Raw genomic sequence first — 14074 nt, forward strand, 5'->3', positions numbered from 1 at the left:
TTATGCGGACATACCATCCGAGATGTTCATGGGGCGCGCGTTGCCACCGCCGAACGGCCCCGGGCGCAGCAGCCAGGAGCCCGACGAGGGGATCATCAGGACCGCGACCACCAGGGCGATGGCCCCGCCGCCGAGATACCAGTAGCCGGCCGGCGTGGCCGCCACGATGAGATCGCCCTCGGGCTGCTTGATCGCGAAGACCAGCGCGATGAGCATCCACCCCATGCCGGTGACGAAGGCGCTCAGCTTGGTGCCCATCAGCCGGCCCGCCCCGTACAGCAGACCGAACAGGATCAGCGACAGGACGATCGGGACAGGCGGCACGAGATCGCCGATGCCCCACGAGTGCTGCAGGCCGGACACCACGCCGTAGACGGCACCGAGCACGAACAGCATGCCGTAGGCGGCGCCGGTGACCACGGCACTGGGCTCGGCCTCCGGCGGGTACCCCTCCCGCCACCTCTCGGTCCAGGACTCGGCCCCCTGCGGCCACTCCCCCTGCACCGCGACCCCACCGACGGGCCCTTGACCACCAGGAGGAACCCACGCTCCCCCGGGCCCACCCGTGGGGACATGAACATCTCCCGGACCGCCGCCCGGAACGCCGGGGGTGCCCGGGGTGCCGGGGGTGCCGGGGGTGCCGGGGGTGCCGGGGCCGTCGGGGCCGTCGGGGACGGGGTGGGGAGTGTCGCCCCCTGAGTGGCCGCCCGCACGCGCCACGTCGGCCTCAGCCTGATCACCGGACCGCAGGACGTCGGCGTCAGCCCGGTCGCCCGCACGCGGCACGTCGGCGTCGGCCCGGGCGCCGGAGCGCAGGACGTCGGCCTCGGCCCGGTCGCCGGGGCGGCGGGCATCGGCCCTGGCCTGGCGCGATGGGTCGGCCTTGTCCTGCTCTTCGTCCATGTTCCGAAGGCTAGCCGATGCCCGCGAAGAGATCGTCTTCGCGGTCGCCCGGCTCGCCGAGCCCGCCCTCCTCCTCCGGCAGCGCCCGCCCCGCCGGGCCGCGGACGCCGGCCGTGAGGATGTAGTGCTCGACGCCGAGCGCTCCCTCGCCGGCCTTCTGGGACACCACGAACCACGGCGCGGTGAGGTCGATCTGGGAGCGGTGGGCCCGCATGGCCTCCAGCTTGGCCGGGCCGTACGCGCGGGCGTCGATCACCGTGGTGATCTCGGAGTCCGCGGACCCGAAGGGGATGTCCTCCACATCGTCGGCGAAGAACTCGACGCCGGCCTCGCGCATCGCCTCGCCGACCTTGCGCAGGGACGACTTGGACATGGCCGTGATGTAGAACTTCGCGACCTGCCAGGGCTCGCCCTCGCCGAAGGAGGCGTCGGCGGCCAGCTCGAAGGCCCGCCAGGCGACGCGGTGAGCCTGGATGTGGTCAGGGTGGCCGTAGAAGCCGTTCTCGTCGTAGGTCACCAGCACCTGCGGCCGGACCTCGCGGATGGTCTTCACCAGCTCGCCGGCCGCCTCGTCGAGATCGGCACGCCAGAAACAGGAGGGGTTGTCGTTGGTGGGTTCGCCCATCATGCCGGAGTCGCGCCAGCGGCCGGCGCCGCCGAGGAAACGGTGGTCTTCGACGCCCAGCGCCTTGCAGGCGGCCTCGAGCTCGCCGATGCGGTGCTCGCCGAGCCGGTCTTCCTTGCCGGCGGCGAGATGGGCCAGATCGGGCACGACGATCTCACCCTCTTCGCCGAGGGTGCAGGTGACCAAGGTGACATGGGCGCCCTCGGCGGCGTACTTCGCCATCGTGGCGCCCGTGCCGCTGGTCTCGTCGTCGGGGTGGGCGTGCACGAGCAGCAATCGACGATCTGTCATGCCCGAAGGCTAGCCAACCCGACCGACAGAACGGCGATGCCCTGAGCCCACCTGGCAGGATGAGGGCATGAGTGAGAGCTTTCCCCGTCTTTACGCAAGGACCCGCCGTTTCACGCTGGGAGCGCCCCGTGGGTTCACGATCTCCCCTGACGGCGGCCGTGTCGCCTTCCTGCGCAGCCGGTCGGGCACCGACCCCGTGACGTGCCTGTGGGAGCTCGACCTCACCTCCCGCGCCGAGCGCCTGGTGGTGGACCCCGCCGACCTCGGCGCCGCCGACGAGGACCTGCCGGCCGAGGAGCGGGCCCGGCGCGAGCGGGCCAGGGAGCAGGCGGGCGGCGTCGTCGCCTACGCCACCGACGCCGCCGTGACCTCGGCGGCGTTCGCGCTGTCCGGCGGGCTCTACCTCGCCGACCTGCCGTCGGGCACGGTGCGCCGGCTCGAAACGCCCGGGCCGGTGATCGACCCGCGCCTGTCCCCCGACGGCTCCACGGTCGCGTACGTGACCGGCGGCGCGCTGCGCGTGCAGGAGGTCGCCACCGGCGCCGACCGCGCGCTGGCCGCGCCCGAGGCCGAGAACGTCACCTACGGCCTGGCCGAGTTCATCGCCGCCGAGGAGCTCGACCGCATGCGCGGCCACTGGTGGTCGCCTGACGGCACGGCGCTGCTGGCCGAACGCGCCGACGAGTCGCCCGTCCAGGTGTGGCACATCGCCGATCCGGCCAACCCCGGCCGCACCCCCACCGCCGTCGCCTATCCCGCCGCCGGCACGGCCAACGCGACGGTGGAGCTGGTGATCCTCGGGCTGGACGGCTCGCGCGTGCCCGTCCCGTTCGAGGACGAGTACCTGGTGAACGCCTCCTGGGACCGCTTCGGGCCGTCGATCGTCACCATGCCCCGCGACCAGAAGGCGATCAGGCTCTGGTCCGTCGACCCGGCCACCGGAGCGGCCACGCTCGTGCGCGAGGACACCGACGAGGCGTGGGTGGACGTCGTCGGCGGGGTCCCCGCGCGGCTGGGGGACGGCACGCTGGTGTGGGTGGCCGACGCCGACGGCGGACGGCGCCTGATCGTCGGCGACGCCCCGGTGACCCCGCCGACCCTGCAGGTGCGGGACGTGCTCGGCGTCGACGGCGGCACCGTGCTGTTCCGCGCGAGCGGCGACCCGACCGAGATCCACCTGTGGACGTGGTCGGCCGGCGCGATCACCCCGCTCACCACCGAGCCCGGCGTGCACAACGGCCGGCTCACCGCGGGCACCCTGCTCATCGCCTCCCAGACCCTGGACGGTCCGGGCACCACCGTCCAAATCCGGCGCGGCGAGCAGCGCCTGCACATCGCCTCGCTGGCCGAGCGTCCCCGGCTGGAGCCGCGCGTCTCACTGGTGCGCACGGGTGAGCGCGACCTGGCCACCGCCGTCCTGTTGCCCAGCGGGCACGTGCCCGGCTCGCGGCGGCTGCCCGTCCTGATGGACCCCTACGGCGGGCCGCACGCGCAGCGCGTCATGGCCAACGGCCGCATCTTCCTGGAGCCGCAGTGGTTCGCCGACCAGGGCTTCGCGGTGATCGTGGCCGACGGCCGCGGCACGCCGGGCCGCGGGCCGGCGTTCGAGCGCGAGATCCTGCACAACGTGCCGGGCCCGGTGCTCGAAGACCAGGTGGACGCGCTGCACGGCGCCGCCCGGCTCTACCCCGACGACCTGGACCTGGACCGGGTCGCCATCAAGGGCTGGTCGTTCGGCGGCTACCTGGCGGCGCTGGCCGTGCTGCGCCGCCCTGATGTGTTCCACGCGGCCATCGCCGGCGCCCCGGTCACCGACTGGAGCCTGTACGACACCGCCTACACCGAGCGGTACCTCGGCCACCCCGCCGAGCGGCCGGAGGTGTACGAGCAGACCTCGCTGATGCCCGACGCCGAGAAGTTGTCCCGGCCGCTGCTGCTCATCCACGGCCTGGCCGACGACAACGTGGTGGCGGCCCACACGCTGCGCCTGTCGTCGGCGCTGCTGGCCGCGGGGCGTCCGCACATCGTGCTGCCGCTGTCGGGCGTCACTCACATGACCCCGCAGGAGGTCGTCGCGGAGAACCTCCTGCACCTCCAGGTCGACTTCCTCAAGAAGTCCCTGGGCGCCTGACCCCGTGGCCGCCGGGCGGGCCCTCCCCCGGAAAGGGGGCCTGCCCGGCGGAATCCCTCCGGTCTCCGGAGGGAGTGCCGCACCGGCGTCACGACGACTCCGGCGATGAACGTTTCGCCCGCCGTGGACGGTGACCGGGCGCGCGTCCGTACTTAAAACCGCAGCTAGCACGCCGGGAGATGGATCCCTCCCGCGGAGTGACGTGCCGTTACTTTGTTGACTAACCCAATTTAATCGGCTTAGCTCCCCCCGCGCCTCCGACTTCGCAGGGAAAGGGGTACAGGCCACATGATGCTGAAGCGGTTGCTGTCGGCCGGCGGAGCGCTGGCCGCCGTATGTTCGGCCTCGGTCCTGCTGCCGCCGCACGCGTCGGCCGCGGCAGGATGCCGGGTGTCCTACGCCATCACCGCGCAGTGGGGCTACGGGTTCAGCGCGGACGTCACGATCACCAACCTGGGCGATCCCATCTCCGGCTGGCAGCTGAAGTGGTCCTTCGACGCCGGCCAGACCGTCCTCCAGGGATGGAACGCCTCCATCACCCAGAGCGGCGGCGACGTGACCGCCTCCAACGTCTCCTACAACGGGTCACTGGCCACCGGGGCCTCCACCGCCTTCGGCTTCAACGGAACCTCGACCGGTTCCAACCCCGTCCCCGCGGCCTTCACCCTCAACGGCACCGCCTGCACCGGCTCGCCCACCACCCCGACCCCGACGCCCACCCCCACGCCGACACCCACGCCGACACCCACGCCGACGCCCACCCCCTCGCCAGGCGGTCAGCCGACCGTGGCGTCGGACGGCACCGGGAAGTACCGGACCGTGCAGGCGGCCATCAACGCCGTCCCGTCGAACAACACCAGCAGGGTCACCATCACCATCAAGCCCGGCACCTACCGTGAGATCGTCACGGTGAACAAGCCGTACGTCACCCTGCAGGGCCTGGGCTCCTCGCCCGCGAACACCGTGATCGTGAACAACCGGTCGGCGGCCGGCAGCGGCGGCACCTTCAGCAGCTACACCGCCATCGTGTCCGCCCGCGACTTCACCGCGACCAACCTGACCGTCTCCAACGACTACACCGAGAACGGCAGCACGGTCGACCAGCAGGCCGTCGCGTTGCGCCTGGACTCCGACCGCACGACCCTGACGAACGTCCGGCTGCTCGGCGACCAGGACACCCTGCTGGTCAACGACTCCGCCCGCGCGTACGTCAGAGGCTCCTACGTCGAGGGCACGGTCGACTTCATCTTCGGCGGCGGCACCGCCGTGTTCGACAACTGCGACATCTACGAGAAGCGCAGCACCGGCGGTCCGCTCACCGCGGCCCGCACCGCGGCCTCCAAGACCTACGGCCTGCTGATCTACAAGTCCCGGATCACCGGCGCCACCGGCAACACCACCAACCTGGGACGGCCCTGGGGGCCCGACGCCCAGGTGCTCTACCGGGAGTCCTCGCTCAGCGCGACCATCAAGACCGCGCAGCCCTGGACCGACATGTCCGGCAACTCATGGAAGACCGCGCGGTTCCTCGAATACCGGAACACCGGCGCGGGGGCCGGGACGAACTCCAACCGTCCCCAGCTCGCCGACTCCCAGGCGGCCAACTACACCCCGCAGCGGTATCTCGCCGGATCCGACGGCTGGAACCCCATCGGCTGACCGGAGAACCCGCGGACGGCTCCCGGCGGGGCGGCGGGCATCGCCGCGCCGGGCAGGAGATCACCCGGTGACCGGACCGCCCCCGGTCACCGGGCCCCGCCCGGCTCGGCGGGCTGGCGGGAGGCGCCGTGCCAGCTCTCCCAGAGGGCGGCGTAGGCGCCCTGCGCGGCGACGAGCTCATCGTGGGAGCCCAGCTCGCTGACGCGGCCGTCCTCGACGACGGCGACGCGGTCGGCGTCGTGCGCCGTGTACAGCCGGTGGGCGATGGCGATCACGGTGCGGCCCGCGAGGACGGCGGCGAGCGAGCGTTCCAGGTGGCGGGCGGCGCGCGGGTCGATCAGCGAGGTGGCCTCGTCCAGCACCAGCGTGTGCGGGTCGGCGAGCACCAGCCGGGCGAGCGCGACCTGCTGGGCCTGCGCGGGCGACACCGTGACGCCGCCGGAGCCCACGGCGGTGTCCAGGCCGTCCGGCAGCGCCCGCACCCATTCGAGGGCGTCCACCGCCGAGAGCGCCTCCTCGACGGCCTCGTCGCCGGCGTCCGGTCGTCCGATGAGCACGTTGTCGCGCAGCGTGCCGCGGAACACGTGGTGCTCCTGGGTGACCAGGGCGACGTGCCCGCGCAGCTCGTCCAGCGGAAGCTCGACCAGCGGGACGCCGCCGACCCGCACCGAACCGGTGCGCGGGCCGTGGATGCCGGCCAGCAGGCGGCCCAGCGTGGACTTGCCCGCGCCGGACGGGCCCACCATGGCCAGCCGCTCCCCGGGGGCCACCTGCAGAGATACGCCGTGCAGCACGTCGTGGCCCTCGCGGTAGGCGTACCGGACGTCCTGGGCGGCCAGCCGTTCGCCCTCGGGACGCGCGGCGCCGGCGCTGCGGTCGTCGGGGACGTTCGCCACGCCGAGCAGCCGGGCCATGGACGCCCCGCCGACCTGGAGCTCGTCCACCCAGGACAGCAGCCGGTCGAGCGGGTCGATGAGCTGCTGGACGTACAGGGTGGCCGCGGTCACCTGGGCCAGGTCGACCCACCCGCGCAGGTAGAACAGCCCGCCTGCCAGCAGCGTGGCCACGATGGGCAGCACGTAGCCGAACTCGACGGTGGGGAACCACACCGTGCGCAGGCCCAGTGTGTACCGTTCGGCGGCCCACGACCGCGCGATGTCGCGGTCGGTGCGCTCGTGGCGGCGGCCCTGCAGGCCGAACGCCTCGACCGTCCGCGCGCCCTCCACGGTCTCGGTCAGGCCCTCGGTGATCTCGGCGTACGCGGCGTTCTCGCGCAGGTAGCCGTCCCTGGCCCGCTTGAGGTACCACCGGGTGGAGTACCACAGCAGAGGCACGGCGACCAGCGACGGCAGCACCAGCAGCGGCCCGACCAGCGCGAGGGCGCCGATCACGAACGCCCCGGCGACCACGGCGATCAGCGTCTCGGGGACGGCGTGGCGCACGGTGCGCGACAGCGCGTCGACGTCGCGCGACGTCCGGGTGATCAGGTCGCCGGAGCCGGCGCGCTCCACCGTGGACAGCGGCAGGGCCAGGACGCGGTCGACGAACTCCTCGCGCAGCTCGGCCAGGACCTTCTCGCCCAGCTTGGCCGAGGCGTAGACGGCGTAGCGGATCAGCACGGCCTGCAGGACGACGAACCCGGCGATGGCCAGCGCGATCGCGTCGATGTCGGCGCCCGTGCCGGCGCGCACGTCCTCGACCAGCTCGCCGAGGAACCGGGGCCCGGCGAGCCCGGCGACGGCGGCCAGGCCGTGCAGGCCCAGGGCCAGCGCCAGCCGGCCGGGGTACTTCAGCGTCAGCCGCCGCGCGTAGGCCCGCACCTGGGCCTGGTCGGCGACGGGCAGGATCTGTCTCTGGGCGCTCATGTCAGCTCTCCCCGCGGGTCACGGTCGCGGCGTACTCGGGGTCGGAAGCCAGCAGGAAGCGGTGGGAACCCTCGGCGCGCACGCGGCCGTCCTCCAGGAAGATCACGGTGTCCGCCTGGTCGAGCACGAGCGGGCTGGTGGTGCAGACCAGCGTCGTGCGGCCCAGGCGGGCCTCGCCGAGCCTCTCGGCGACGCGGGCCTCGGTGTGGGCGTCCACGGCGCTGGTCGGGTCGACCAGGATGAGCACCTCGGGGTCGGCGAGCAGGGCGCGGGCCAGGCGCAGCCGCTGCTGCTGGCCGCCGGAGAACTCGCGTCCGGCCTCGGCGACGTGCGAGTCCAGACCGTCGGGCAGGGCGTCGACGATGTCCTCGGCGCAGGCGACGCGCAGGGCCGCGCGCATCTCGTCCTGCGAGCCGCGGCCGGCGACGTCGAGCTGGTCGCGCAGGCGCCCGCTGAACAGCCGCGCCGCGTTGTCGGCCACCAGGATGCGGCGGCGGACCTCCTCGGTGGCCAGGTCGCCCAGGGGCACGCCGCCGAAGGTGACGTCGGCCGCGACGTAGTGGCCGAGCCGCTCCGCCACGGCGATGACCTCCTCGGGGACCGCGCCGGCCAGGGCGGTGAACCGCCCGGCGCGCAGCACCACGCCCGAGGCGGCGTCCACCAGGTCGCCCCCCTCGGCGGTGGCCGTGCCGGCGCCCGCGACCTCGGGCTCCAGTGACAGGATGCGGACGACCCTGCGGGCGGCGACGTGCCCCTTGGTCATCTTGTCGGCGGCCTCGGTGAGCGTGCGCAGCGGGCCGACCAGGAACAGCGCGTAGCCGTAGAAGGCGACGAGCTGGCCCACGGTGATCGTGCCGTCGAGGGCGTAGTGGGCGCCGCGCCAGGTGACGAAGGCGATGAGCATGCCGGGCAGCAGAACCTGGGCGCCGTCCATGGCGGAGTCGACCGAGGCCACGCGCACCCCGGCCTCGCGCACCCCCTGGGACTCCTCGCGGTAGCGGCCGGCGAACACGGCCTCGCCGCCGATGCCGCGCAGCACCCGCAGGCCGGCGACGATGTCGGAGGCCCGGGTCGCCAGGTCGCCCTGCAGGTCGCGCTGGCGGTGCTGCCTGCGGTGCAGCGGGCGGAGCAGTGGGGCGAGCGCCACGGCCATCAGCGGCACGCCGACCAGGACGATGAGGCCGAGCTGCGGGGAGGTGACCAGGAGGATGATCGTCACCGCGCCGATCGCGACGACGGCGCCGACGCCGCGCAGCAGGATGTCCACGGTGTTGCCGATGTGGGCGATGTCGGAGTTGCCGACGCTGATCACCTCGCCGGTGGACAGCAGCTTCGGCAGGGTGGGGCCGAGCCGGGTGGCCTGGCGGACGGTGACCTGCACCGTGCGGTAGGCGGCGGCCAGCCAGTTGTAGACGGCCATGCGGTGGCGCATCACTCCGCCGAAGGCGGTGAGGACGCCGAGGCCGAGCAGTATGGCCGACCAGCGGACCAGGCCGCCGGTGTCGTCGGCGGTGAGGCTGTCGATGGCCTTGCCCAGCGTCAGCGGGACCAGGGCCTGGCTGAGCCACCACAGAATCGCGTAGCCCACGCCGACGCACACGGGGCCCGCCTGCCCACGCGCCACCCACCACAGGTACCGGATCGGACTGCGGGCATCGGGAACGCCGGGATCGGCGACGGGAAGGGAGCGCATGGCCTTTCCAGGCTTCCAGCCGGGGACCCCGCTCGGCAATCGATTTTCCGGCCGTCTTGCGGGGCCACCAGCCAAAACCCCGCACCGTCCCCGATGTGCGCAATAGATCTTCCACTTTTCGGCAGGTCGTCAACCACTGTTGACACGCCACGCCGTGTCAACCTATATTGACGGCTATGAGCGATACGGCACAGCTGGCCTCCGACGCCGGCAGCCGCGATCCGTCCGTCGGCCTGCGTGCCGTGCGGGCGCTGCGGATTCTGGTCGAGCGACTCGAGGCACTCCAGGTCGACAACGCCCGCGAACAGGGCTGGACCTGGCAGGAGATCGCGGTCCTGCTCGGCGTCACCAGGCAGGCGGTCCACAAGAAGTACGCGGGCGGCCGCGGACTGCTAAGACGGGAGAAATGAGATGTTCGAACGGTTCCATGCCGACGCCCGGCAGGCCGTGGTCCGCGCCCAGCACGAGGCCACCGTCCTCCACCACGACAAGATCGGAACCGAGCACGTCCTGCTCGGGCTGCTCGCCCAGACCGGCTCGGTCACCGCGCGGGTACTGGCCCGCCACGGCCTCGACCACGACACGGCGGGCGACGCGGTGGCCCGCGTCCTGGGGTCGCACCCCGGCGACGGCAGGGACGACATCGACGCCGACGCGCTGGAGTCGATCGGCATCGACCTCGACGCGATACGCCAGAAGGTCGAGGCCGCCTTCGGCCCCGGAGCCCTGGACCGCGACCGGAAGCGCCCCACACGGCGCCTGGGCGGGCACATCCCCTTCAGCCCACGGGCCAAGAAGGTGCTCGAACTGTCGCTGCGCGAGGCCATCAACCTGGGCCACAACTACATCGGCGACGGCCACATCCTCCTCGGCCTGCTCCGCGAGGGCGACGGCCTGGCCGCCCGCGTCATAGCCGACGCCGGCATCGACTTCACCGCCCTGCGCCAGGAGATCCGCGCCGAACTGAACTGAACTGGACGCCACCGCCGCCTGTGAACGCCACCGCCGCCTGCCCCTCGTCGCACCTCGCCGGCTCGACGCGACGGTGGCCGGACGGCCTCGAGGGCCTGGGGGGTTCGGCCGGCGGACGGCCGGAGGAAAGCGAGGGGGCGGGACAAGAAGGTGATGGCCACGATTCCCGCCGTCACGGAATTCGGCGTTCTCGTCATTCGTGGCTTCGACGCCTGCCGTCGCCGTCGTCCGGGAGCCGGAAACTTCGTCCGGATGTCAGATGTCCCGGGAATCGCGCGATGCGCTTGGTTCGGCGGAGGCTTGAGGAAAGAGGTCCGGTTCGCGGTCGCCATCGCCGCGGTGAATCTATTTTCGTTTTTATCGAGAAGTCGCTCCAGGTCGTCTGCGGTTAAGACGGTCTCTCAGTCCCAGGTGGTTCCGGCGGCGCGGGAGTAACCGTCCCAAGTGGTGCCCGCGGTGCGCGAGTACGAGTCCCAGGTGGTGCCGGCGGAACGGGCGGCGGTGGCGGCGGAGAAAACGGTGGCGGTCATTTCGAATCTCTTTTCTCTGAGTTGTTCTGTTCTGTCCTTGTGAGAACAACTCTCCGGCATCGCGAGCCCCCGGAACAGACGATTCAGCGGCAGCAAACTGCACCGCGTTGACCACTTCCTGCCACCCCGCGGGGCGGCCCAGGGCTTCGGGGGCGGCGGCGTCCCGCCACGACGCGGAGGCCGCCGCCGGCCTCCAGCCCACCCTTGCCTCATCTATCGACATTCGATAGATTCCCATCGTAACTCGATGGGAGGACGGGTCATGGGAAAGCTGGCGGTGCGCGCGCTTCGCGCCGTGCTCGCGGTGCTGCTCGCAGGCACCGTGCTGGTGCAGGCAGGGATGGTGTGGGCCTTGGCCACCGACCCGGAGGAGGGGTCGCTCCCGCTGACCCCGCTGCGCGTGATCGCGATCCTGGGCATGGTGTCGGTCCAGGTCGCCCTGGTCTGCGTATGGCGGCTGCTGGCGATGGTGCGACGCGGAACCGTGTTCTCCCACGCCGCCTTCCGGTACGTGGACGCCGTGATCGGCGCGATCGTGGCGGCCGCCCTCCTGTGGTTCGCGGTCACGGCCATCAACGCGCCGGGCCAGCGGGACGACCCGGGCGTCACCGTCATCATGGGCGGGGTCGGCCTGGCGATCCTGGGGGTCGCGCTCATCGTGCTCGTGCTGCGGATGCTGCTCGCCCAGGCCGTCGCGCGCGACGTCGAAGCGGCGCGGATGCAGGCCGAGCTGGACGAGGTGATCTGATGCCGATCGCCGTCGACATCGACGTGATGCTGGCCAAGCGGAAGATGTCGGTGGGCGAACTCGCCGACCGCGTCGGGATCACCCCCGCCAACCTGGCGGTACTGAAGAACGGCCGCGCCAAGGCGGTGCGCTTCACCACGCTCGCCGCCCTCTGCGAGGTGCTCGAGTGCCAGCCGGGCGACCTGCTGCGCTGGGAGGCCGAGGACGCCGCGGGCGGATGACCTGCCCAGGATCAGCCGGCGGCGAGCATGCCCGTGACGGGGGTGAGGTCGCCGGTCCACGAGACCTCGTCCAGCCGGGCCGCCGCCTCCTCCGGCAGGTCGAGGGCGAACCCGGCCATACTGCCCTCCAGGTGGGCGACGGTACGCGGACCGATGATCACCGATGTCACCCCGGCGCGCGCCCGCACCCAGGCGAGCGCGACGGCGGCCGACGTGGCGCCGAGTTCGTCCGCCACCTTCCCCACCTCGGCGGCGACGGCGAGCGTCCGCGGGTTCAGCAGGTCGTCGGCCCAGGCACGCCCCGCGGCGCCGGGGAAGGCCAGCAACCGGCCGATCCGGCTGTCGCGGTCGGGCGCGGTCCCGCCGGCGTACCGGCCGGTCAGGACGCCGCCGCCGAGCGGCGACCACACCAGGGCGCCCAGTCCGTGCCGCTCGCAGGCGGGCAGGATCTCGGCCTCGATGACCCGCCTGATCAGGGAGTACTGGGGCTGGAGGCTGACCAGCGGCGTTCCTCCGACCCGCTGGGCCGCCCACTGCGCCTCCACGATCTGGGCGGCCGTGAAGTTGGAGCACCCGATGTACCTGACCTTGCCCGAGCGGACGAAGCCGTCCAGCGTCGCCATGGTCTCCTCGATCGGCGTGTCGGCGTCCCAGGCGTGGCACTGGTAGAGGTCGACGTAGTCGGTGCCGAGCCGGCGCAGGGCGGCCTCCAGCGCCCTGGTGAGGTGGACGCGTGACAGCCCCCGGTCGTTGGGGCCGGGTCCCTGGGGGAAGAACGCCTTGGTGGCGATGACGACCGAGTCGCGCCTGCCCTTGACGGCCCGGCCGACGATCTCCTCGGACTGTCCGCCCGAGTAGTTGCCTGCCGTGTCGATGAAGGTGCCGCCGGCGTCCACGAAGGCGTCGACGATGCGGGCCGCCTCCCTCTCATCGCAGCTCGCCACCCCTGTGTCGCCGAAGTTCATGGTCCCCAGGCAGGCCCGGGAGACCTTCAGGCCCGAACGGCCCATCGTCGTGTACGTCGTCATCCGTGCTCTCCGGCTTCCCCGCGAGGCTAGGATCGGAACAGTTGTTCCGCTTATGGTCGGCCACCATACGGAACGCTTGTTCCGGATGTCAACGAGATGGCGGTGGAGCGGAGATGACGGAGGACGCGGCCGGCAGGCCCCTGCGCGCGGACGCGCGGCGCAACCGCGCGCGCGTGCTGGAGGCCGCAGAGACGGTGCTGGCCCGCGACGGGCTGTCCGCCTCCATGCGAGCCGTCGCCGAGGAGGCCGGAGTGGGGCTCGGCACCATCTACCGGCACTTCCCGACCCAGGAAGCCCTCTACCAGGCGATCATCGCCGACCGGCTGCGCAAGCTCGTCACCGAAGGGGAGACCCTGCTGGCCGCCGGCGAAATCGAGCGGGCCTTCTTCGGGTTCCTGACCCGCATCGTCGAGGTGTCGGCGGAGAAGCGGACGCTGTCGGACGCGCTCACCGGCGCGGGCGTCGACGTCAAGGACGGCACGTCCGACATCGCCCGCGACATGCGCGCCCTCATCGAGACCATGCTGACCCGCGCCCAGCGGGAGGGCGCCGTCCGCGACGACCTGCGCATGCCCGAACTCCTCGCCCTCCTGGCCGCCGCGTGCACGGCCGTGGAACGCGGCCAGTGGCAGGCCCACGTGGCCCCCCGGGCCCTTGCGGTCCTGTTCGACGGCTTCCGCCCGCGCGTACGGCGGGATGTCCCGGAGGGCGAACAGGGCGCGCACCCGGCGCCGTAGAGGCCGTGCGCGTGCGGTGCGCCGGTGGGCGGGGTGAGAGATCTGTGGAGCGGAGGCAGGCGCGGCGCCGCCCTGGAAGTGGCGTCGCCCTCGAGGTGGCGTCGAATGTGCTGCGCTCGAATATCCGAGGCCCGGTATTTCCCCGCGGGCCGGGAAATCGGATGCCGCCGGCGCGGCGGCGCCGGCCGCGCGTGCGATGCTTATCGGGGTTCTCCGCTTTCGTGCCGCCGGGCGGAGGGCGGTTCCATTGTCTTTCCGTGCGCCCGCGTCGTCGTTCCGGGATTGTTCTGGCTTTCGGTTCCTCTGTGGATTATCCTCGGCTCCGCCGGTCAGTCCCAGGTGGTGCCGGCGGCGCGGGAGTGACCGTCCCAGGTGGTGCCCGCGGTGCGCGAGAACGCGTCCCAGGTGGTGCCGGCGGAACGGGCCGGGAAAGCGGTGCCGGTCATTTCTCTGTCTCTTTTCTTGAGGGCTTGTCGTTCGTCCTTGCACGAACAACTCTCCGGCATTCCAAGCCCTCGATACAGACGATCTGGCGGCAGCAAGCTGCGCGCCCGCGACCACTTCCTGCCACGCTCCGCGCCATATCACCTCTCCACACCCATGCCGCGCGAGTAGAGACGCCGGCCCACCGGCCGTACAGGCGCGGCGAGCGCCCGCACGACGGCGAGATG

Annotated in this window: 12 protein-coding genes and 1 pseudogene; 7 read left to right on the top strand and 6 right to left on the bottom strand. The window is 72.3% G+C overall.

Annotated features, from left to right (window positions below; translation table 11 throughout):
* Positions 1–903, bottom strand: a complete 903-nt coding sequence (locus tag ACFQSB_RS27220) for a DUF6113 family protein (protein ID WP_380829763.1) — start codon at positions 901–903, stop codon at positions 1–3.
* Between the two features lie 10 nt (positions 904–913).
* Complete coding sequence (mshB, locus tag ACFQSB_RS27225) at positions 914–1819, bottom strand: N-acetyl-1-D-myo-inositol-2-amino-2-deoxy-alpha-D-glucopyranoside deacetylase (RefSeq protein WP_380829764.1); 906 nt, start codon at positions 1817–1819, stop codon at positions 914–916.
* A gap of 67 nt (positions 1820–1886) precedes the next feature.
* Here mshB and ACFQSB_RS27230 point away from each other — a divergent pair, with 67 nt between their 5' ends.
* Complete coding sequence (locus ACFQSB_RS27230; RefSeq protein WP_380829765.1) at positions 1887–3950, top strand: S9 family peptidase; 2064 nt, start codon at positions 1887–1889, stop codon at positions 3948–3950.
* A gap of 291 nt (positions 3951–4241) precedes the next feature.
* Positions 4242–5609: a pectinesterase family protein gene (locus ACFQSB_RS27235; protein WP_380829766.1), complete on the top strand. Its 1368-nt coding sequence runs from the start codon at positions 4242–4244 to the stop codon at positions 5607–5609.
* Between the two features lie 86 nt (positions 5610–5695).
* Here the strand turns inward: ACFQSB_RS27235 and ACFQSB_RS27240 are convergent, their stop codons facing one another.
* Together ACFQSB_RS27240 and ACFQSB_RS27245 are read right to left on the bottom strand one after the other, a co-directional pair.
* Positions 5696–7474, bottom strand: a complete 1779-nt coding sequence (locus ACFQSB_RS27240; protein WP_380829767.1) for an ABC transporter ATP-binding protein — start codon at positions 7472–7474, stop codon at positions 5696–5698.
* Position 7475: 1 nt separating this feature from the next.
* The gene (locus ACFQSB_RS27245) at positions 7476–9167 is read right to left on the bottom strand and encodes an ABC transporter transmembrane domain-containing protein (RefSeq protein ID WP_380829768.1); all 1692 of its coding nucleotides are present in this window, start codon (positions 9165–9167) and stop codon (positions 7476–7478) included.
* Between the two features lie 176 nt (positions 9168–9343).
* On the opposite strand from ACFQSB_RS27245, the gene ACFQSB_RS27250 reads away from it, so the two are divergent.
* Positions 9344–9577: an RNA polymerase subunit sigma-70 gene (locus tag ACFQSB_RS27250; protein WP_354840311.1), complete on the top strand. Its 234-nt coding sequence runs from the start codon at positions 9344–9346 to the stop codon at positions 9575–9577.
* A gap of 1 nt (position 9578) precedes the next feature.
* Positions 9579–10121, top strand: a pseudogene (locus ACFQSB_RS27255) (Clp protease N-terminal domain-containing protein); the annotation flags it as partial.
* Between the two features lie 419 nt (positions 10122–10540).
* Here ACFQSB_RS27255 and ACFQSB_RS27260 read toward each other — a convergent pair.
* Positions 10541–10669, bottom strand: coding sequence for a hypothetical protein (locus tag ACFQSB_RS27260; protein WP_380829769.1), 129 nt, complete (start codon positions 10667–10669; stop codon positions 10541–10543).
* Between the two features lie 262 nt (positions 10670–10931).
* Between ACFQSB_RS27260 and ACFQSB_RS27265 the strand changes: the two genes are divergently transcribed.
* Positions 10932–11417 (top strand): DUF2975 domain-containing protein, encoded by a 486-nt coding sequence (locus ACFQSB_RS27265; RefSeq protein ID WP_380829770.1) that lies wholly within the window; start codon positions 10932–10934, stop codon positions 11415–11417.
* Positions 11417–11638: a helix-turn-helix domain-containing protein gene (locus ACFQSB_RS27270; RefSeq protein WP_354840300.1), complete on the top strand. Its 222-nt coding sequence runs from the start codon at positions 11417–11419 to the stop codon at positions 11636–11638. The genes ACFQSB_RS27265 and ACFQSB_RS27270 overlap by 1 nt, the downstream gene beginning before the upstream one ends.
* Before the next feature lie 11 nt (positions 11639–11649).
* On the opposite strand, the gene ACFQSB_RS27275 is transcribed toward ACFQSB_RS27270, so the two are convergent.
* A complete protein-coding gene (locus ACFQSB_RS27275; protein WP_380829771.1) occupies positions 11650–12666 on the bottom strand; it encodes an aldo/keto reductase in 1017 nt (338 codons plus the stop codon).
* Between the two features lie 113 nt (positions 12667–12779).
* On the opposite strand from ACFQSB_RS27275, the gene ACFQSB_RS27280 reads away from it, so the two are divergent.
* Positions 12780–13403, top strand: coding sequence for a TetR/AcrR family transcriptional regulator (locus tag ACFQSB_RS27280; protein WP_380829772.1), 624 nt, complete (start codon positions 12780–12782; stop codon positions 13401–13403).
* Positions 13404–14074: the final 671 nt, after the last annotated feature.

It is taken from the genome of Sphaerisporangium rhizosphaerae (assembly GCF_042665155.1).
Classification (GTDB): Bacteria; Actinomycetota; Actinomycetes; order Streptosporangiales; family Streptosporangiaceae; genus Sphaerisporangium; species Sphaerisporangium rhizosphaerae.